Annotated in this window: 17 protein-coding genes and 1 pseudogene; 15 read left to right on the top strand and 3 right to left on the bottom strand. The window is 72.3% G+C overall.

Features of this window, described 5'->3' with window-relative positions; all coding sequences use genetic code 11:
- The 5 genes and pseudogenes from AAD528_RS15195 to rbfA all read left to right on the top strand — a co-directional run.
- Positions 1-710: pseudogene (locus AAD528_RS15195) on the top strand (hypothetical protein); the annotation flags it as partial.
- Between the two features lie 143 nt (positions 711-853).
- On the top strand, positions 854-1,843 hold the full coding sequence (gene nusA / locus AAD528_RS15190) for a transcription termination factor NusA (protein ID WP_345752925.1): 990 nt from the start codon (positions 854-856) through the stop codon (positions 1,841-1,843).
- Between the two features lie 45 nt (positions 1,844-1,888).
- A complete protein-coding gene (locus AAD528_RS15185; RefSeq protein ID WP_345752924.1) occupies positions 1,889-2,161 on the top strand; it encodes a YlxR family protein in 273 nt (90 codons plus the stop codon).
- Between the two features lie 59 nt (positions 2,162-2,220).
- Entirely contained in the window at positions 2,221-5,001 is a 2,781-nt protein-coding gene (gene infB, locus AAD528_RS15180; RefSeq protein ID WP_345752923.1) for a translation initiation factor IF-2, read from the top strand.
- Between the two features lie 112 nt (positions 5,002-5,113).
- Entirely contained in the window at positions 5,114-5,551 is a 438-nt protein-coding gene (gene rbfA, locus AAD528_RS15175; protein ID WP_345752922.1) for a 30S ribosome-binding factor RbfA, read from the top strand.
- A gap of 12 nt (positions 5,552-5,563) precedes the next feature.
- Here the strand turns inward: rbfA and AAD528_RS15170 are convergent, their stop codons facing one another.
- Positions 5,564-6,433 (bottom strand): iron-sulfur binding domain-containing protein, encoded by an 870-nt coding sequence (locus tag AAD528_RS15170; protein WP_345752921.1) that lies wholly within the window; start codon positions 6,431-6,433, stop codon positions 5,564-5,566.
- Between the two features lie 153 nt (positions 6,434-6,586).
- Here AAD528_RS15170 and AAD528_RS15165 point away from each other — a divergent pair, with 153 nt between their 5' ends.
- Together AAD528_RS15165 and AAD528_RS15160 are read left to right on the top strand one after the other, a co-directional pair.
- The gene (locus AAD528_RS15165; RefSeq protein ID WP_345752920.1) at positions 6,587-7,837 is read left to right on the top strand and encodes a hypothetical protein; all 1,251 of its coding nucleotides are present in this window, start codon (positions 6,587-6,589) and stop codon (positions 7,835-7,837) included.
- A 26-nt stretch (positions 7,838-7,863) separates the two neighbouring features.
- Positions 7,864-8,517, top strand: coding sequence for a hypothetical protein (locus AAD528_RS15160; protein WP_345752919.1), 654 nt, complete (start codon positions 7,864-7,866; stop codon positions 8,515-8,517).
- Position 8,518: 1 nt separating this feature from the next.
- Here the strand turns inward: AAD528_RS15160 and AAD528_RS15155 are convergent, their stop codons facing one another.
- The gene (locus tag AAD528_RS15155; protein WP_345752918.1) at positions 8,519-8,950 is read right to left on the bottom strand and encodes a GNAT family N-acetyltransferase; all 432 of its coding nucleotides are present in this window, start codon (positions 8,948-8,950) and stop codon (positions 8,519-8,521) included.
- A 74-nt stretch (positions 8,951-9,024) separates the two neighbouring features.
- Between AAD528_RS15155 and AAD528_RS15150 the strand changes: the two genes are divergently transcribed.
- From AAD528_RS15150 to AAD528_RS15130, 5 genes are read left to right on the top strand one after another with little or no spacing between them, the layout of a single operon-like run.
- Positions 9,025-9,780 carry an RAD23 family protein gene (locus AAD528_RS15150; protein ID WP_345752917.1) on the top strand — a complete coding sequence of 252 codons (756 nt, stop codon included), beginning with the start codon at positions 9,025-9,027 and terminating at the stop codon, positions 9,778-9,780.
- Positions 9,781-9,817: 37 nt separating this feature from the next.
- Positions 9,818-10,717 (top strand): tRNA pseudouridine(55) synthase TruB, encoded by a 900-nt coding sequence (truB, locus tag AAD528_RS15145; RefSeq protein ID WP_345752916.1) that lies wholly within the window; start codon positions 9,818-9,820, stop codon positions 10,715-10,717.
- Positions 10,714-11,082 carry a hypothetical protein gene (locus AAD528_RS15140; RefSeq protein WP_345752915.1) on the top strand — a complete coding sequence of 123 codons (369 nt, stop codon included), beginning with the start codon at positions 10,714-10,716 and terminating at the stop codon, positions 11,080-11,082. The genes truB and AAD528_RS15140 overlap by 4 nt, the downstream gene beginning before the upstream one ends.
- 47 nt (positions 11,083-11,129) lie before the next feature.
- Positions 11,130-11,612 (top strand): hypothetical protein, encoded by a 483-nt coding sequence (locus AAD528_RS15135; RefSeq protein ID WP_375339636.1) that lies wholly within the window; start codon positions 11,130-11,132, stop codon positions 11,610-11,612.
- On the top strand, positions 11,609-12,586 hold the full coding sequence (locus AAD528_RS15130; RefSeq protein ID WP_345752914.1) for a bifunctional riboflavin kinase/FAD synthetase: 978 nt from the start codon (positions 11,609-11,611) through the stop codon (positions 12,584-12,586). The genes AAD528_RS15135 and AAD528_RS15130 overlap by 4 nt, the downstream gene beginning before the upstream one ends.
- Positions 12,587-12,753: 167 nt before the next feature.
- Here the strand turns inward: AAD528_RS15130 and deoC are convergent, their stop codons facing one another.
- Positions 12,754-13,473: a deoxyribose-phosphate aldolase gene (gene deoC, locus AAD528_RS15125; protein WP_345752913.1), complete on the bottom strand. Its 720-nt coding sequence runs from the start codon at positions 13,471-13,473 to the stop codon at positions 12,754-12,756.
- 88 nt (positions 13,474-13,561) lie between these two features.
- Between deoC and AAD528_RS15120 the strand changes: the two genes are divergently transcribed.
- From AAD528_RS15120 to AAD528_RS15110, 3 genes are all read left to right on the top strand, one after another.
- The gene (locus tag AAD528_RS15120) at positions 13,562-15,844 is read left to right on the top strand and encodes a heavy metal translocating P-type ATPase (RefSeq protein ID WP_345752912.1); all 2,283 of its coding nucleotides are present in this window, start codon (positions 13,562-13,564) and stop codon (positions 15,842-15,844) included.
- 78 nt (positions 15,845-15,922) lie between these two features.
- On the top strand, positions 15,923-16,600 hold the full coding sequence (locus AAD528_RS15115) for a hypothetical protein (protein WP_345752911.1): 678 nt from the start codon (positions 15,923-15,925) through the stop codon (positions 16,598-16,600).
- 303 nt (positions 16,601-16,903) lie between these two features.
- Positions 16,904-19,048, top strand: coding sequence for a DEAD/DEAH box helicase (locus tag AAD528_RS15110; protein ID WP_345752910.1), 2,145 nt, complete (start codon positions 16,904-16,906; stop codon positions 19,046-19,048).
- Positions 19,049-19,087: the final 39 nt, after the last annotated feature.

The following is a 19,087-nucleotide window of genomic DNA, read 5'->3' as shown; positions in this document are numbered from 1 at the left end:
GTGTGAAGCTGGCTTACCAGTGGTACGCGTCGGGCACGGCGATCCGCGGGGCGACGGGGTCGTCGTACGCGATCCCGTCAACGTATGTGGGCAGGACGCTGTCGGTGAAGGTGACCGGTTCGCTGGCGGGGTACGCCACGGCGGCGAAGCTGTCGGCGGGCAAGAAGATCGCCGCCGGCACCCTCACGGGCGCCACCCCGACGATCAGCGGCACCGTGAAGGTCGGGTCCAAGGTGACCGTCAAGCCGGGCACGTGGACGTCGGGCGCGTCGCTGAAGTACCAGTGGTACGCGAACGGTGCGGCGATCTCGGGGGCGCGGTACTCGTTCCTGACGGTTCCGGCGTCGCTGTCGGGGAAGTACCTGACGGTGAAGGTCACCGGTTCCAAGACCGGGTACACCACGCTGGTGAGGGGTTCCTCGTCGAAGAAGATCGCCGCCGGCACCCTCACGGCCGGCACCCCCACGATCAGCGACGCGACCCCTCGGATCGGCCAGAAGCTGACCGTGGCCCCGGGCACGTGGACCGCCGGGACGGCCCGGACGTACCAGTGGTACGCGAGCGGTGTCGCGATCAAGGGCGCGAAGTACTCGTCCTTCACCGTGCCGAAGACGCTGAAGGGCAAGACCCTCACCGTCAAGGTCACGGGCAGCAAGACCGGGTACACCACCGTGATCAAGACGTCCAAGGCCACGGCCAAGGTCGGCTGACCCGATCAGCACACGACGGCCCCGTCATCCTCGCGGATGGCGGGGCCGTCGCCATGCGCTCACAGCGAGGCGCGGACGCCGTCCGGTAATCTCGGAGGGATACCGGCGGAGTCTGCCGGTGAGAGCTGAATAGGGAGGTCGCCATGGATATCGATCTGGGACTGCTGCGCACCGTCGAGCGCGAGAAGGAGATTCCGTTCGAGGAGCTCGCACGGATCATCGAGCAGGCGATCCTGACCGCCTACGAGAAGCACATCTCGCAGTCCGGCGACGAGACCTCCGGCGCCCGTGCGCAGCTCGACCGTAAGACCGGCCACGTGGGCATCTTCGTGCCCGTGACCGACGAGGACGACGCGGTGATCGGCGAGGAGGAGGTCACTCCCGAGGGCTTCGGGCGCATCGCCGCGTACGCCGCCAAGCAGGTCATCAGCCAGCGTCTGCGCGACATCGCGGACGACGCCGTGCTGGGCGAGTTCCGTGGCAAGGAGGGCGACATCGTCGCCGGCGTCGTGCAGCAGGGTCCGAACCCGCGCATGATCCACGTCGATCTCGGCACGGTCGAGGCCATCCTGCCTCCCGAGGAGCAGGTGCCGGGCGAGGAGTACCGCCACGGCTCGCGTCTGCGCGTGTACGTCACGAGCGTCTCGAAGGGCACCCGGGGTCCCGCGATCACCGTGTCCCGCACCCACCCCGGCCTGGTGCGCAAGCTCTTCGCGCTCGAGGTGCCGGAGATCGCCAACGGCCTCGTCGAGATCATCTCCCTCGCCCGCGAGGCGGGCCACCGCACCAAGATCGCGGTGATCGCCAAGGACCCGGCGATCAACGCCAAGGGCGCCTGCATCGGCGAGCTCGGACGCCGCGTGCGCGCCGTGACCGAGGAGCTCAGCGGCGAGAAGATCGACATCGTCGACTTCGACCCGGAGCTGCCGAAGTTCGTCGCGAACGCGCTCTCGCCCGCGAAGGTCACGTCGAGCTTCGTGATCGACGCCAACACCAAGGCCGTGCGCGCCCTCGTGCCCGACTACCAGCTCTCGCTCGCGATCGGCAAGGAAGGCCAGAACGCCCGCCTCGCCGCGAAGCTGACCGGCGCGAAGATCGACATCCAGCCGGACTCGATCCTCGAGGAGAGCTGATCCGCCGCCGGATCGTCGGTCGGGCAGCGAGCCCGGAGGTGTAACATGGAAGCCGTACGAACGTGCGTCGGCTGTCGCATGCGTGCCCCCCGATCCGCTCTCATCCGAGTGGTCGCGCGTGATCTCGAGCTCGTCATCGACGAGCGGAAGTCGTCGCCGGGGCGGGGCGCGTGGCTGCATCCCACTCGCGAGTGCGCGGAGAACGCCCTCAGGCGTCGCGCCTTCGGACGAGCATTGCGTGTGTCAGGACCACTTGACACGCAGACCTTCGAGAAATGGCTGAACGGCTATGGAAATCAAGTGAACGGCTCGAAATGAGACCCGTCCGCCTTTGAGGTCTGCCCTGTCCGGGGCAGGCCGCCCCAGACAGGAGAATTGTGGCAAAACCACGCGTACATGAGATCGCTGCGGAGATCGGCGTCGACAGCAAGGTCGCCCTGGCGAAGCTCAAGGAGCTCGGCGAGTTCGTGAAGAGCCCGTCGTCGACGATCGAGCCTCCGGTCGCGCGCAAGCTGCGCGCGGCGTTCGAGGCCGACGGCGCCAAGCCCGCCGCCGACAAGCCCGCGGCCGCGGCGAAGCCCGCCGGCCGTCCCGGCCCGGCGCGCGCGACGAGCGCGAAGCCCGGCGCCCCGGCGAAGCCGGCCGCGCCCAAGGCCGAGCAGGCCCCCGCGCCCGCACCGGCTCCGGCGGCCACGCCGGCACCGGCCCCCGCTGCCGAGAAGCCGGCCGCCGCGGCCGAGAAGCCCGCCGCGGCACCCGCGCGCGAGGCCCCGAAGCCCGGCGGCGCGGTCCCGCGTCCCGGCGGCTCGGCACCCAAGCCCGGCGGCCCGCGCCCCGGCAACAACCCGTTCGCCTCGGCGCAGGGCATGGGGCAGCGCCCCGCCGGCCCGCGCCCGGGCAACAACCCCTTCGCTTCCGCGCAGGGCATGGGCCAGCGCCCGTCGCCCGGCAACATCCCGAAGCCGCAGCCGCCGCGCCCCGGCGCGCCCCGTCCGGGCGCCGCGCGTCCCGGTGGTCCCGGTCGTCCGGGCGGCGCAGGCCGACCCGGCGGCGGCGGTCGTCCCGGAGCGCCGTTCCAGCAGCGGCCCGGCGGGCCCGGTCGCCCCGGTGGCGGCGGCGGCTTCCGTCCCGGCGGCGCCGGCGGTCCCGGCGGTGCTCCCGGCGGCGGCTTCCCGGGCCGTCCCGGCCCCGGTGGTCGCGGTCGCGGCGGCACGGCCGGCGCGTTCGGCAAGGGCGGCGGCAAGTCGAAGCAGCGCAAGTCGCGTCGCGCGAAGCGCCAGGAATTCGAGATGCGGTCGGCGCCGGTCGTCGGCGGCGTCAACGTCCAGAAGGGCAACGGCGAGATCATCCGCCTGCGCCGCGGTGCGTCGATCTCCGACTTCGCGGACAAGCTCGAGGCCCTGCGCGGCTACGTCGTGCAGCCCGGCACGCTCGTCACCATCCTGTTCAACCTGGGCGAGATGGCGACCGCGACCGAGTCGCTCGACCAGGCGACCTTCGAGGTGCTCGGCGAGGAGCTCGGCTACAAGATCCAGATGGTCTCGCCCGAGGACGAGGACAAGGAGCTCCTCGAGGGCTTCGGTCTCGACCTCGAGCAGGAGCTGCTGGACGAGGACGAGAGCGATCTCGAGATCCGCCCGCCGGTCGTGACCGTCATGGGCCACGTCGACCACGGCAAGACGCGACTGCTCGACGCCATCCGCCAGACCAACGTGGTCGAGGGCGAGGCCGGCGGCATCACGCAGCACATCGGCGCGTACCAGATCTGGACCGAGCACGAGGAGATCGAGCGCGCGATCACCTTCATCGACACCCCGGGTCACGAGGCGTTCACCGCCATGCGTGCCCGTGGTGCGCAGGTGACCGACATCGCGATCCTCGTGGTCGCGGCCGACGACGGCATCATGCCGCAGACGGTCGAGGCGCTGAACCACGCGCAGGCGGCCGGTGTCCCGGTCGTGGTCGCGGTCAACAAGGTCGACAAGCCCGACGCCAACCCGGGCAAGGTGCGCCAGCAGCTCACCGAGTACGGCCTGGTCGCGGAGGAGTACGGCGGCGACGTCATGTTCGTCGACGTGTCCGCCCGCCAGGGCACCGGCATCCAGGACCTGCTCGACGCCGTGCTGCTCACGGCCGACGCGGGCCTGGACCTCACGGCCAACCCGAACAAGGCGGCCCGTGGTGTCGCGATCGAGGCGAAGCTCGACAAGGGCCGCGGCTCGGTGGCCACCGTGCTCATCCAGTCGGGAACGCTGCGCGTCGGCGACGCGATCGTCGCGGGCACGGCCTACGGCCGCGTGCGCGCCATGATCGACGAGAACGGCGACCACGTCGAGGAGGCCTGGCCTTCGCGTCCCGTGCAGGTGCAGGGTCTGAACTCGGTGCCGCGTGCCGGCGACACGTTCATCGTGACCGAGGAGGACCGCACCGCGCGCCAGATCGCGGAGAAGCGCGAGGCCGCCGAGCGCAACGCCCAGCTGGCCAAGGCCCGCAAGCGCATGTCGCTCGAGGACTTCACCCGCGCTCTCGAAGAGGGCAAGGTCGAGTCGCTCAACCTCATCATCAAGGGCGACGTGTCGGGTGCCGTCGAGGCGCTCGAGGAGTCGCTGCTCAAGATCGAGGTCGACGACAGCGTCCAGCTGCGCATCATCCACCGCGGTGTGGGTGCCGTGACCGAGTCGGATGTGAACCTGGCGACGATCGACAACGCGATCGTCATCGGCTTCAACGTGCGTCCCGACGCGAAGGCCCGCGAGGCCGCGTCGCGCGAGGGCGTCGACATCCGGTTCTACTCGGTCATCTACAACGCGATCGACGACGTCGAGCAGTCCCTCAAGGGCATGCTCAAGCCGGAGTTCGAGGAGAAGCAGTCGGGCGTCGCGGAGATCCGCGAGGTCTTCCGCTCCTCCAAGTTCGGCAACATCGCCGGTGTCATCGTCCGCTCGGGCACGATCACCCGCAACGCGAAGGCGCGGGTCATCCGCGACGGCGTGGTGGTGGGCGACAACCTGGCGATCGAGTCGCTGCGTCGCTTCAAGGACGACGTCACCGAGGTGCGCACGGACTACGAGGCCGGCATCGGCCTCGGCAAGTTCAACGACATCCAGATCGGCGACGAGATCGAGACCACCGAGATGGTCGAGAAGCCGCGCTCGTAAAGCGCGTCTGAGAAACTGGCCCTGGTGGGCGGCTTCGGCCGCCCACCAGGGCCACTCCGTCTGCGGAGCGCAGGCAACACGTCCCCCCGGGGACACATTGAAGGAGGACTCCATGGCTGCTCAGGAACGACAGGCGAGGCTCTCGGATCGGATCCGGGTCATCCTGGCGGAACGGCTGGAGAAGGGGCTGCGCGACCCGCGGCTCGGGTTCGTCACGATCACCGAGGTGCGCGTCACGGGCGACCTGCAGCACGCGTCGGTGTTCTACACGGTCTACGGATCGGACGAGGAGCGCGCATCGAGCGCCGCCGCGCTGAAGGCGGCGACCGGGATGCTGCGCAGCGAGGTCGGCAAGCAGCTCAGCACGCGGCTGACTCCGACGCTCGAGTTCATCCCGGACGCGCTCCCGGAGACCGCCGGCCACCTCGACGCCCTGCTGCGCGAGGCGCGCGAGCGCGACCAGGCCGTGGCCGGGATCGCGGCGTCGGCGAAGTACGCCGGCGAGGCCGACCCCTACGTCAAGCCGCGCGACCTCGACGACGAGGAGTGAGCTGCCGGCGGGCTATGCCCGTGGCAGGTGCAGGACGCCGTCCTCGGCCTCGACCAGGCCGTCGTCCAGCAGGCTCAGGATGGCGCGGTCGCGCTGGAGCGCATCCGGCCAGTCGCGGATGACCGCGTCCTGCGGCAGCGCGCCCGCGTCGCGCAGCGCGCGCAGCACCGCGCCGCGCGCCTGGCGGTCGCTGCCCTCGTACCGCGCCTGACGCCTGCGCAGGTCGGGCGTCTCGGGCCGCCCCGCCGCGACCCACACGCACACGTCGCGCACGGGGCAGTCGTCGCACCGCGGCGAGCGGGCGGTGCAGATCACCGCGCCGAGCTCCATCGTCGCGGCGTTCACGACCGCGGCGTCGCGCGCGTCCTCCGGCAGCAGCGCCGCCATGTCGTCCAGGTCGCGCCGGCTGGGCGGCCCCGGCTGCGCGCGGCCGTGCACGGCGCGGGCGATCACGCGGCGCGTGTTCGTGTCGACCACCGGATGGCGGTCGCCGTACGCGAAGGCCGCGACCGCGCGGGCGGTGTAGTCGCCGATGCCGGTGAGGGCGAGCAGCGCCTCCACGTCGCGCGGGACGACGCCGGCGTGGCGATCGCGGATCTCCGCCGCCGCGCGGTGCAGCCACAGCGCCCGGCGCGGATAGCCGAGGTTGGCCCACTGCCTCACGGCCTCGGCGGGCGGGTCCGCCGCCAGTGCGGCCGGTGTCGGCCAGCGCTCGAGCCAGGCCTCGAGGTGCGGGATCACGCGGTTCACGGGCGTCTGCTGCAGCATGAACTCGCTCACCAGCACGCCCCACGCGCCGAACCCGGGCGCCCGCCACGGCAGGTCCCTCTTCTCGCGCGCGTACCAGGGGATCAGGCGCGCGGCGAGAGCGGAGAGGGACATCCGTCCAGCCTAGGCCGACGTGCTCGTCCGTCCCGCGGGCGCGGATGTCCCCCGAAATGCCGACACGAAATCGATGCTGACCAGCCGAAAGGTGGACAGACGGCATCTATGTCCGGCTCATAGCCTCCGGATGAGACCCATCGGAGGGCCATCATGAACGCAGATTCGCGACGTCGCGGCGCTGTCGCCGTCGCCGCATCCCTCGTCCTCGGCGACGCGCTCGCGGGCTGCGCGAAGCGCGTTGCCGAGTCGGAGCCGGACGCGATCGACGACCCGGATGATCCGGCCACGTGGATCGTCGACGCCACGGGCATCGCGTTGGCCGGATGCGCGAGCGCGCCGACGCCGGACGCGGAGGCCACGGCGCCGCCCGCGGGCGCGCAGCGCACCGAGGTCGACACGGACCCCGCCACCTGGATCGTCGACGAGCGCCGCGTGGGGCCGTTCGCCCTCGACGGCGACATCGCCGAGACGCTGGCCGGGCTCGAGGGTCTCTCGTACGGCGAGCATTACCCCGACGACGGCGCGATCGGACGCACGTTCCGCGTGCCGGACGGCGGCCCGGGAGAGGAGGCGATGGTGTGGGTCTCGACGACCGAGGACGGCCGGATCGTCGGGATCCGCGTCGAGCTTCAGCACCTGGCCGAGCACCCGACGTACCCGGCGACGGCCGAGGGCCTGACGGTCGGATCGACGCGCGCGGAGATCGACGCGGTGCACGCGGATGCCACGGAGACGCCCGTGATGGGGGCGACGATGATCGAGATCGAGGACGAGCAGGACGGGCCCGGATCGCTCAGCTTCGAGCTCGACGGGGCGGGCCCGGGCGCCGTCGCATTCTCCGTCTCGGTCGTGCACGACGAGTTCCCCGACGACTTCGGCCAGCCCGATGAGCGCCCGAACGATCCGAACTCCTGGTTCTACGACACCACCCGCGTCGGCCCCGTCGCGATCGGGCACGAGTACGCGGACGTCATCGCCATGGCGCGCGCGGAGGGGTGGGACGCCTCCCAGGCCCACGGCGACGGCTGCACGCCGAACGTGCACCTGCCGGACACCGAGGACGCACCAGGCGTGTGGTTCTTCCCCGGTGAGGACGGACTGATCGACCAGATCGCGATCGTGGAGTCGACGCCGGCACTCGGCAGCGGCGGGTCGGGGCCGACCGGTGCGGGCAACGCCGTGGACATCCCGGCGGAGGTCCTGCTGGACGGCGACGGGCCGAGGCTCGGCATCGTCGACCTGCCCGACCACCAGGAGGGCCGCGATCTCCTCGCGGAGGACGGCGGGGGCGACGTCGCGATCTACTACGAATACGACCGCGAGGTCGGGATCATCGACCGGATCGTCGTCGGCGCACCGGGGCTCACCGAGTTCCGTGACTGCTCGGGCATCGGCTCGTGAGCGACGGCTTCAGCAGAGGAGCGACCATGGACCTGCGCAGGCGAGCGAGCGTCGCCGCATTCGCCTTCCTCGTGCTCGCGCTCTCCGGCTGCGCGACGACCCCGTCCTCACCCGCCGGCGCGGAGAACGCCCCGGACGATCCGGCGACCTGGGTCCTCGACGAGACGCACTTCGGCCCGATCGAGCTCGGGGTGCCGATCGCGGAGGCGCTGGCGGCGGTTCCCGATCTGGAGTTCACGGACCTCGGCTCGTCCGGATTCGCGGGGCACGACTATCACCTCGTGGTCGAGGCGGACGGCGTGCCCGGCTTCATCGAGATCCTGACGGGGTCCACGGGCGACGTCATGGTGGTGGAGCTGTACGTCGGGCAGCGAGGTCACCGGGGCGTGGAACTCGTGCCGGAGCCCGCGGTGCAGGTCGTGCTCGAGCAGTTCCCGCGCACGGTGGAGGGGATCAGCATCGGGGCGACGCTGGAGGAGGCCCAGGCGGCCTATCCGGACGGGGCGTTCCTGGACGGCATGACCAAGGGCGACTTCGCGACCGACGGCGAGCCCGGACGCGGCGCAGATCCGGGACTGAGCCTGGTGATCAGCGACTTCGACCCGGCGTCGAGCGACATCTTCGTGAACATCATCCGGGTGACGGCTCAGGACACGACGACGCTGTTCGATGAGTCCTGAGTCAGGCGCGGCGGATCATCGGCACGTGGGGGATGCCGTCCTCGGTGAACTCCGGGCCGTCCGCCGCGAAGCCGAAGCGCGCGTACCAGCCGGCGAGGTGCGCCTGCGCATCGAGCCGGACGGTCTGACCTTCGCTCTGCTCGAGCGCGCGCCGCATGAGCTCGGCCGCGACGCCCCGACCGCGGGCGCCCGCCGCGGTGGCGACCCGGCCGATCCGCCGATCCGGTCCGTCGGTCAGCAGGCGCAGCGTCGCGACGACCTCGTCGCGATCCTCGGCCCACAGCTGCACCGCGGTCGGCTCGACGTCCCGGCCGTCGAGCTCGGGGTAGGCGCATTGCTGCTCGACGACGAACACGTCCACCCGCAGGCGCAGGATCGCGTACAGGACGAGCGGCGGGATGCCGGCGGTGCGGGCGGAGCGGTACTCGATCACCGATTCAGCCTAGAGGCGTCACGGAACCGTGACGCCGCGGCGTGAAGCCCGGCTGGCGGGCGGGGCAAGACCTGATGACGCATCGTCGCGGAGGCGACGACGAGGAAGGGAAGACCATGAAGGACATCCGCACGCGACACCTGAGCGCGGCGCTGGGCACCGCGATCCTGCTCGTCGCGGTCGCCGGCTGCGCGACTGCGCCCCCCGGAGCGTCGGGCACGCCGACCCCGAGCGAGTCCGCACCGGTGGGGACGCCTTCGCCGTCGATCCATCCGACGCCGCACACGACGCCCACGCAGGAGCCGGAGCCGGAGCCGAGCGGGCCGGCGCTGAACCCGGATGTCGCGACCTGGCTGATCACGGAGCAGGGCATCGGACCGTTCGAGATCGGCATGGCGTGGGATGACGCGGTGGCCGTCGCCGAGCAGCTCGGCTGGGACACCTCGAGCGCGGGGGACCAGGGCGGCTGCGCGCCATCGGTGAGCCCCGGGTACGCAGTGGGCGCCGGAGGCCTCCAGCTGCACGTGTGGAAGGGCGAGTCGGACGTCGACGACGTCACGCTGGTGAACACCGGAAACGCCGCCTCGGACACCCCGCGCCCGAAGACCGAGGACGGTCTGTCGGTGTTCAGCACGGTCGACGAGGTCCGATCCGCGCACCCCGGCGCCGCCGAGGACAGCGTGCTGCCTGACGGCGGCCGGGCGTTCGTCACCGCGAACGAGGACGGCGAAGGCGGGCGACTCCACTTCACGCACGGCGAGGTGGAGCCCGGGGTGGTCGACGGCGTGTCGGTCAACCTGATCGCCCAGCCCTCCTACGAGCACTGCTGACACGGGCGCCGGGCGGGGGACACGTACCCTGGAGGGTATGCATCCCGCGTCCGGCATCCTGCTCGTCGACAAGCCGGGCGGGATCACCAGCCACGACGTCGTCGCCCGCTCTCGGCGCGCGTTCGGCACCCGCAAGATCGGCCACGCCGGCACGCTCGACCCCATGGCGACGGGCCTGCTCGTGCTCGGGATCGAGAGCGCCACGCGGCTGCTGACCTACCTCGTCGGCCTCGACAAGACGTACGAGGCGACGATCCGTCTGGGCGCCGCGACCACGACCGACGACGCCGAGGGCGAGACGGTGTCGACGGCCGGATCGGATGCGCTCGCCGCCGTCACGGACGACCGGATCGCGCAGGGCGTCGCCGCGCTCACGGGCCGGATCTCGCAGGTGCCGAGCACGTTCTCGGCCATCAAGGTGGACGGCAGGCGGGCGTACGACCTGGCGCGGTCGGGCCAGGACGTCGAGCTCAAGGCCCGCGAGGTCGCGATCGACCGATTCGAGGTGCGCGAGACGCGCCGGTCCCGGGACGCGATCGATCTCGACGCGACCGTCGACTGCTCGTCGGGCACGTACATCCGGGCCCTCGCGCGCGACCTCGGCGCGGACCTCGGCGTCGGCGGCCACCTCACGATGCTGCGGCGCACGCGGATCGGGCCGTTCCGCATCGCCGACGCGCACGACCTCGACGCCCTCGCCGACCGGCCCACTCTGCTCGAGCCCGCCGAGGTGGCCGCGCGCGTGCTGGGGCGGCTCGACGTCACGGCGGACGAGGCCCGCGACCTGCGTCACGGCAAGCGCCTCGACGGCGCCGCGGAGCGGATCGCGGGCGGCAACGCGGCCGCGATCGATCCGGACGGCGTGCTCGTCGGGATCGTGGAGCGCCGCGGCGACGCGCTCAAGAGCGCCATGAACATGCCGGAGGTGCGGGCATGATCCTGTGGTTCACGATCGTCCAGCTCGCGGTCGCGGTCGCGGCGGGGCTGCTGGCCGTCGTCCTGGGACTCGCGGGCCGGCGCCCCAGCGATCTCACGGTAGGCGCCCTCGCGCTCGTCGAGCTGCTGCTGATCGCGCAGGTCGTGGTCGCGATCGTGGCGCCGCTGGCCGGCAACCCGCCCACGGGCAGCGCGCTGGAGTTCTGGACGTACCTGGTCTCGGCCGTGCTGCTGCCGGCGGCGGGCGTCGTGTGGGCGCTGATCGAGCGCAGCCGCTGGAGCACCGTGATCATGGGCATCGTCGCGCTGTCGGTCGCGGTGATGGTGTGGCGCATGCAGGTGATCTGGACGGTCCAGGTCGCCTGATCGGCCCGGCTGATGCGCGGACGCGCGCGCCTAGACTGGAGGGCGCTATGAGTGCCCCGTCTTCCTCGAACACGTCTTCCGCGAACGACGCGGCGCCGTCGCGCCGCATGACCGGCATCGGCCGGGTCCTCGTCATCGTGTACGCCGTGATGGCGCTCGCGGCCACCGGCCGTTCGTTCGTGCAGATCGCGGAGCGGTTCCACGAGGCGCCGCTGGCGTACTCGCTGTCGGCGGCGTCGGCCGTCGTGTACATCCTCGCCACCCTCGCGCTGGTGTTCTCGCGCCGGCCCGGCTGGTACGCCGTCGCGTGGGTCGCGATCTGCTTCGAGCTCGTGGGCGTCCTCGTCGTCGGCACGCTCTCGGTCGTGCTGCCCGAGCTCTTCCAGCACCCGACGGTGTGGTCGCAGTACGGCATCGGCTACGTGTTCATCCCGCTCGTGCTGCCGTTCTTCGGGCTGTGGTGGCTGGTCACGCACCGCGCCGCGCCGACCGGCGCCCGCGACGAGACGCCCGCCGAGGCTGTCCGGTGATCCTGTTCGAGGACGTCGCGGACGTCCCCGCCGATTTCGGGCCGACCGTCATCGCGATCGGCAAGTTCGACGGCGTCCACGCGGGCCACCGCGCGCTGATCGAGAAGATGCTGGTCGATGCGGCGTCGACGGATGCGCGCACGGTCGCGGTCACCTTCGACCGCAACCCGCTGTCGATCATCGCGCCCGAGCGGTGCCCGCGCTCGCTCGTCGGCGTGACGCAGAAGGTCGAGCTGCTGGGCCGCACCGGCATCGACGCCACGCTCATGCTGCGCTTCGACGAGGCGCTCGCGTCCGAGGAGGCCGAGACGTTCGTGCGGCGCGTGATCGTCGCGGGCCTGCGCGCGCAGCGCGTGCTGGTCGGCAGCGACTTCCGCTTCGGCCGGGGCGGTGCCGGCGACGTCGAGCTGCTGCGCCGGATGGGGGATGAGCTCGGCTTCGCGGTCGACGAGGTCGCGGACGTCGCGAGCGCCGACGACGGGCGCCGCGTGTCGTCGACCTGGATCCGCGAGCTGCTCGACTCCGGCGACGTCGAGCGCGCGGCGAAGCTGCTGGGCCGGTACCCCTCGGTCTCCGGCGAGGTCGTGCACGGGCTCAAGCGCGGACGCGAGATGGGCTTCCCGACCGCCAACCTCTCGCCCCAGGCGGAGGGCTACGTCCCGGCCGACGGCGTCTACGCCGGCTGGCTCATCGAGCGCTCGCCCGAGGGCGTCCTGCGATCCGGCGTCCGCTACCCGGCCGCGATCTCGGTCGGCACGAACCCGACGTTCGACGACGTCGACGTGCCGCAGGTCGAGGCGTACGTGATCGACGAGGCGGACCTGGACCTGTACGACCGCCGCGTCGAGATCGAGTTCGTCGCCCGGATCCGCGGCATGGTCGCGTTCGAGGGCGTCGAGAAGCTCATCGAGCAGATGACGGACGACGTGGTCCGCGCCCGCCTCGCCCTGACGGAAGCGACCTCCGGCCGCTGATCTTCTTCTTCCTCGCACGCTTCGGGGCACGGGGATGAGATGCGCTCACTCGTCGGTCGCCGCGCTCGGTCGTCGGGGCCGCGGGGTACGAGGGGACGCGTGGGGCTCAGGCGTCTCGTCCGCCCCGCCGATCCGACGACCGAGCAGCGGATCCGACGAGCAAGCGCTCAGTAGCTGCTGTCGTCCTCCGCGCCGGAGGCGGTGCGACCCTCGGCGCGGGCGCGCAGCTCACCCAGGATCGTCGCGCTCGCGCTGGTGCCCAGGCGCGTCGCTCCCGCGTCGAGCATCGCGATCGCGGACTCGAGGCCGCGGACACCGCCGGAGGCCTTGACCTGGACGGCCGGGGAGACGCTGTCGCGCATGAGCTTCACGTGCTCGACGGTCGCGCCGCCGCCCGCGAAGCCCGTGGACGTCTTCACGAACGTCGCGCCGCCGGCCTCCGTGAGGCGGCTGCCGCGGGCGATCTGCTCGAGGTCGAGGTAGCTGGTCTCGAGGATGACCTTGCTGACGGAGCCGGCGGCGGCCTCGACGACCGCGGCGATGTCGGCCGTGACGAGGTCGTCCTCGCCCGAGCGCAGGCCGCCGATGTGCACGACCATGTCGAACTCGACCGCGCCGTCGTCCTTCGCGCGCCGCAGCTCGGCGACCTTCGCGGCGGTCGAGGTGGTGCCGTGCGGGAAGCCGATCACGGTGCCGACCGCGACGCCCGTGCCGTCGAGGCGGCGGACGGCGTAGGGGATGTCGGACGGGCGCACGCACACGCTGAACACGCCCCACTCGGCGGCGATGTCGAGCTCGCGATCCACGTCGGCGCGCGTGAAGTCCGGCTTCAGGATCGCGTGGTCGATGGTCGCGGCGACAGCCGCCTCGGTCAGCTCGATGCTCATGGCTCCAGCCTACTTCGCGTCTCCCGTGGGAATACCCCAGGGGGGTATCATGGTTCGCGACTGGTGAACCCACCGGAAGGGGACATCCATGAGCCACACCGTGCAGGACGACCGCCGCGACGTCGTCCTCGAGATCCAGGGCATGACGTGCGCGAGCTGCGTCGCTCGCGTCGAGAAGCGCCTCCAGCTCGTGCCGGGCGTCGACGCCGCCGTGAACCTCGCGACCGAGTCGGCCAAGGTGCAGGCGCCCGCCGGCATCGCGGACGAGGCGCTGGTCGAGGCGGTCAGGTCGGCCGGCTACGACGCGACCGTGCGCCAGGCGGCGAGGCCGCATGCGCACGACGCGGGCGACCACGCCCACGCGGATCGCGGCGCCCATGAGGCACACGGCGCCCACGAGGAGCACGGCGCCCACGAGGAGCATGGCGGCCACGTCCACGACGTCGAGGACGCGCCGGGCGAGACGCCGCTGCGCATCCGCCTGATCGTCGCCGCCGCGCTGAGCGTGCCGATCCTGCTGATCTCGATGATCATGCCGCTGCAGTTCCCCGGATGGCAGTGGGCGTCGCTCGCGCTGAGCCTGCCGGTCGTGCTCTGGGCCGGGTGGCCGTTCCACCGCGCGACGCTGCGCAACGCGCGCCACGGCGCGGCGACCATGGACACGCTCATCACGCTCGGCACCATGGCGGCGCTGCTGTGGAGCGCGTGGGTCACGATCACGGGCGGCATGCACGTGTACTTCGAGGTCGCGGCGGTCGTGACGACCTTCCTGCTGCTCGGGCGGCTCATCGAGCAGCGCTCCAAGCGACGCGCGGGTGCGGCCCTGCGCGCGCTGATCGATCTCGGCGCGCGCGAGGTCGTGCTGGCAGACGCGGACGGCCGCGACGGCACCACGGTCCCGGTGGACCGCCTGCAGCCCCGGGACCGCTTCGTCGTGCGGCCCGGTGGCACGATCGCGACGGACGGGGTCGTGGAGCACGGCGAGGCCGCGGTCGACGCGAGCATGCTCACCGGCGAGTTCGTGCCCGTGGCGGTCGGCCCCGGCGCGGTCGTCACGGGCGGCACGATCGCCACGGACGGGCGCCTCGTGGTGCGCGCCACGGCGGTCGGACCCGACACGCGCCTCGCGCGCATCGCGGCGCTCGTGGAGGACGCCCAGGCCGGCAAGTCCCGCATCCAGCGCCTCGCCGACCGGATCTCCGGCGTCTTCGTGCCCGTCGTGATCGGTCTGGCGCTGCTGACGCTCGTCGGCTGGCTCATCGCGGGACAGGGGCTCGAGGCGGGGTTCATCGCGGCCGTGGCGGTGCTGATCATCGCGTGCCCGTGCGCGCTCGGCCTCGCGACGCCCGTCGCCATCCTCGTGGGCACGGGGCGCGGCGCGCAGCGCGGCATCCTGATCACCGGTCCCGAGGCGATCGAGAGCGCCGGGCGGATCGACACGGTCGTGCTCGACAAGACCGGCACCGTCACGAGCGGTCGGATGAGCGTGCACGACGTCGCGCTCGGGCGCGGCGCAGACCACGACGAGGTGCTGCGGGTCGCCGCGGCGCTCGAGTCCGGATCGGAGCACCCGATCGCCCGGGCCGTCACGGCCGCCGCCGAGGGGCTCGAGCTGCCCGCAGTCTCGGGCTTCCGCAGCCACGCCGGGCACGGCGTGACCGGCACGGTCGCCGGCCGCGACGCGTTCGCGGGCAGCCTGGCGCTCGCCGCCGGCCGTGGCGCGCGCGTGCCGGACGAGCTCGCCGCGGTCGCGCGGGACGCCGCCGCGACGGTCGTGATCGTCGGATGGGCCTCGGCCGCGGGCATGAGCGCCACGGCGCGCGCCGTGATCCTGGTCGCCGACACCGTGCGCGACGACAGCCCCGCCGCGATCGCGGGGCTGCGCGACCTGGGGCTCGACGTCGTGCTGCTCACGGGCGACGGCGAGGGCGTCGCCCGGGCGGTCGCGGACGAGGTCGGCATCCGGACCGTGATCGCGGGCGTCTCGCCCGAGGGCAAGGTTGCCGAGATCCGCCGGCTCCAGGGGGAGGGGCGCCGGGTCGCGATGGTCGGCGACGGAGTGAACGACGCCGCGGCGCTCGCGACGGCCGATCTCGGCATCGCGATGGGCGGCGGCACCGACGCCGCGATGCACGCGAGCGACATCACGCTCGTGCGCGAGTCGCTCGCCGCCGCGGTCGACGGCGTGCGGCTCTCGCGGCGCGTGCTCGCGATCATCCGCGGCAACCTGTTCTGGGCGTTCGGGTACAACGTGGCGGCGATCCCGCTGGCCGCGCTCGGCCTGCTGACGCCGATGATCGCGGGCGCCGCCATGGCGTTCTCGAGCGTCTTCGTGGTGCTCAACAGCCTGCGGCTGCGCACCTTCCGCTGATCCGCGGCGGGCGGGCGTCGGGCGCCCGTCGGCGTGCCCGCCCGCATGACGGCGCGGACGGTGAGGCAGGATGGGGCCATGCGCCCCGCTCGTCTCGCCGCCCGCGTCTCCGTCCTCGGGACGATCGGCCTCGCCGCCCTCGCGCTCGCCGCGTGCCAGCCGACGCCCGAGCCCGTCGAGTCGCCCGTGCCGACCAGTGAAGCGCCGAGCGAGGCGCCGAGCGACGCCCCCAGCGCGTCGCCCTCGGCCGTGCCCGAGCCGAGCACCTCGGCCGAGCCGAGCCCCGAGCCGACCGAGTCCGCCGAGGCCGGCGCGCTGCCCGCCGAGTGCGAGGCCGCCTACTCGCCGGAGATGACCGACTGGCTGTACGACTCGTTCGGCCAGCTGAACCCGGCCGAGGCCGATCCGGTGCCCAGCTCGAAGGTCGTGGACCTGCTCGACGTGATCCAGGGCGCCGAGAACCTCAACTGCTACTGGACGCCGCCGGGCGAGACCGCCCTGGTCTCCAACGCCGCGATCGTCCCCGCCCAGCACGACCAGTTCGTGCGCGACGTCCTCACGCAGAACTTCCCGGGGTGCGACGCGAGCGGCGAGGTCGTCGACTGCGAGCGGCAGGGCGAGCAGCAGAAGGGCATGGTCGAGATCGAGCACGTCGTGCTCCGCGGCGACCTGATGCTGACCACGTACGCGTTCAACGCGGACCCGGCGGTCGTGCAGTCCGCGGTCGACGACATGCTCGCGCACCTTCGCGGCTGATCCGGATCCGCGGACCGGGCCATCCGGGATTCCGTGCGATTCTCGCCATGGCGGGGCGGGGCATGCCCTAGACTGGGACACACAGGTTTCCGCCGCCCGACGCGTCGTCGACGTCAGAGAGATCCTCTCGCAGGCCGGCGCACGTGCGACGACCGGGAACCGCGTCCGCTTCGTCGTGTCGCGCGTTCAGCGCGGCACTGTCAGCCCGCGATGTCGCTGCGTCGCAGGCCCGGCGGACGCCAGCACGACTCCGACCGCAGGCCGATACGCCTCGGTCGCGACGGTCTCTAGCTCAGGAGGAGCATGCCGACCACGGCACCCGCGCGACAGCGCAGAAAGTCCTCGTCCGCGCGCCGCGACGACGAGGCCCCCCTCATCCCGATCCTCGCCCGCAAGGTGCGCGAGGTCGAGGCGAAGGCCCAGCGCGGAAAGCTGGGCCCCACCAACCGCACCAAGTTCCAGGTGATCGCGTTCCTCGTGCGCGAGGAGCGCGCGCGGGTCAAGGCCGACACCGAGGTCACGGACGCCGCGCGCGCCGAGCTGCTGAAGCGGCTCGACGGCGTCGCCACGATCCTCGCCAAGACGGCCGCGCGCGACACCTCGCTCATCCAGCTGCTCGAGGTCGACCAGGCCACGTCCCCCGTCGCGCGCCGCATGCGCCGCGACTGGCTGCTCGAGTCGGGCGCGGAGCTGGCGCCCGAGGAGCTCGTGATCGCCGACGTCAAGCCCGTGCTGCAGACGACCCTGGTGCCCCCGGCCGCGGCCGAGCGCCAGGTGACACCGCCGCAGATCGAGGCGCGCGTCGAGTCCAACCCCTTCCTCGCGCCGGACCTGGCGCACCGCGACGGCGGCGCGACGCCGCGTCGTCGTCTGGACGGCTGGGAGCTGATGGGCCCGCTGTACAAGGCGTTCGAGCAGGGCGCCGGCGGCGGCGCGGCCACGATGCCGCTGCCCGAGGTCCCCGAGTTCGACCGGCTCTCGCCCAAGGGCCTCGAGGTCATGGCGCACCAGTCGCGCTTCCTCGAGGCCGTCCGCGCCGGGCACCGCACGTTCCTGCTGGCCGATGAGCCGGGCCTCGGCAAGACCGCCGAGTCGGTGCTCGCAGCGTCCGTCGCGAACGCCTACCCGCTGGTGGCCATCGTCCCGAACGTCGTGAAGATGAACTGGGCCCGCGAGGTCGAGCGCTGGACGCCGCACCGCCGCGCCACCGTCATCAACGGCGACGGCCAGGACATCGACGCGTTCGCCGACGTGTTCATCGTGAACTACGAGATCCTGGATCGGCACCTCGGCTGGCTCGCCAAGATCGGCCTGCGCGGCATGGTCGTCGACGAGGCGCATTTCATCAAGAACCTCACGTCGCAGCGCTCGCAGAACGTGCTCGCCCTCGCGTCGAGCATCCGGGAGTCGACGCCGGGTGGCGACCCGCTCCTGCTGGCCCTCACCGGCACCCCGCTCATCAACGACGTCGAGGACTTCGACGCCATCTGGCGCTTCCTGGGCTGGACCACGGGCGACAAGCCAGGGCCCGAGCTGATGGAGAAGCTGGACGCGACGGGCCTGACGCCCGCCGACAAGTCCTTCTACCCGGAGGCGCGCGACGCGGTGATCTCGATGGGCATCGTGCGGCGCCGCAAGAAAGACGTCGCGAAGGACCTTCCCGACAAGCTCGTCGCCGACCTGCCGGTGCAGCTGGACGACGAGTTCGGCCGCAGCATCCGCGAGGCCGAGCGCGAGCTCGCGGCACGCCTCGTGGCCCGCTATCGCCGGATCATCGAGGCCCGCGGCGAGCGGGGACTGGCGCCGGGCGAGATCGACGAGGACATCGTGCGCCTCGTCGCCCAGGGCGAGCTCGACGAGTCCAAGGCCGCCGGCGGCGACGGCTCCAACGTATTCACGATGGTGCGCCGGATCGGCCAGGCGAAGGCCGGCCTCGCGGCGGACTACGCCGCGCAGCTGCAGCGCTCGGTCGGCAAGGTCGTCTTCTTCGCGAAGCACATCGACGTGATGGATCGGGCCGAGGCGCACTTCGCGGCCGTCGGCGTGAAGAGCGTGTCGATCCGCGGCGAGCAGAGCTCGACCGCGCGCCAGGAGGCGATCGACGCGTTCATGGGCGACCCCGAGGTCGGAATCGCGGTCTGCTCGCTCACGGCGGCGGGTGTCGGCGTGAACCTGCAGGCCTCGTCGAACGTCGTGCTGGCCGAGCTCAGCTGGACCGCGGCCGAGCAGACGCAGGCGATCGACCGCGTGCACCGGATCGGTCAGGACGAGCCCGTCACCGCGTGGCGCATCATCGCCGCGCACACGATCGACACCAAGATCGCCGAGCTCATCGACCAGAAGCAGGGCCTCGCGGCGCGGGCGCTCGACGGCGAGGCCGTCGACCCGACGTCGAGCGACTCGGTGCAGCTGGCCGCGCTCATGCACGTGCTGCGGAGTGCTCTCTAGTCTCACGAGTCTCACGCGGGCGCACGAGCGCCCGCATGC

This window comes from Microbacterium rhizophilum (assembly GCF_039605615.1).
In the GTDB taxonomy this organism is placed as follows: Bacteria; Actinomycetota; Actinomycetes; order Actinomycetales; family Microbacteriaceae; genus Microbacterium; species Microbacterium rhizophilus.
The sequence above is the reverse complement of the archived record's forward strand: the minus strand, read 5'-3'. Positions and strand labels throughout refer to the sequence as shown.

What these genes read in the sequence shown, in the direction of transcription:
- AAD528_RS15170 (WP_345752921.1), bottom strand. Translation starts at nt 6,433, where the DNA reads ATGTCCCTCTCCGCTCTCGCCGCGCGCCTGATCCCCTGGTACGCGCGC.
- AAD528_RS15165 (WP_345752920.1), top strand. Translation starts at nt 6,587, where the DNA reads ATGAACGCAGATTCGCGACGTCGCGGCGCTGTCGCCGTCGCCGCATCC.
- AAD528_RS15115 (WP_345752911.1), top strand. Translation starts at nt 15,923, where the DNA reads ATGCGCCCCGCTCGTCTCGCCGCCCGCGTCTCCGTCCTCGGGACGATC.
- nusA (WP_345752925.1), top strand. Translation starts at nt 854, where the DNA reads ATGGATATCGATCTGGGACTGCTGCGCACCGTCGAGCGCGAGAAGGAG.
- AAD528_RS15120 (WP_345752912.1), top strand. Translation starts at nt 13,562, where the DNA reads ATGAGCCACACCGTGCAGGACGACCGCCGCGACGTCGTCCTCGAGATC.
- AAD528_RS15110 (WP_345752910.1), top strand. Translation starts at nt 16,904, where the DNA reads ATGCCGACCACGGCACCCGCGCGACAGCGCAGAAAGTCCTCGTCCGCG.
- truB (WP_345752916.1), top strand. Translation starts at nt 9,818, where the DNA reads ATGCATCCCGCGTCCGGCATCCTGCTCGTCGACAAGCCGGGCGGGATC.
- AAD528_RS15140 (WP_345752915.1), top strand. Translation starts at nt 10,714, where the DNA reads ATGATCCTGTGGTTCACGATCGTCCAGCTCGCGGTCGCGGTCGCGGCG.
- deoC (WP_345752913.1), bottom strand. Translation starts at nt 13,473, where the DNA reads ATGAGCATCGAGCTGACCGAGGCGGCTGTCGCCGCGACCATCGACCAC.
- AAD528_RS15135 (WP_375339636.1), top strand. Translation starts at nt 11,130, where the DNA reads ATGAGTGCCCCGTCTTCCTCGAACACGTCTTCCGCGAACGACGCGGCG.
- AAD528_RS15185 (WP_345752924.1), top strand. Translation starts at nt 1,889, where the DNA reads ATGGAAGCCGTACGAACGTGCGTCGGCTGTCGCATGCGTGCCCCCCGA.
- AAD528_RS15160 (WP_345752919.1), top strand. Translation starts at nt 7,864, where the DNA reads ATGGACCTGCGCAGGCGAGCGAGCGTCGCCGCATTCGCCTTCCTCGTG.
- AAD528_RS15150 (WP_345752917.1), top strand. Translation starts at nt 9,025, where the DNA reads ATGACGCATCGTCGCGGAGGCGACGACGAGGAAGGGAAGACCATGAAG.
- rbfA (WP_345752922.1), top strand. Translation starts at nt 5,114, where the DNA reads ATGGCTGCTCAGGAACGACAGGCGAGGCTCTCGGATCGGATCCGGGTC.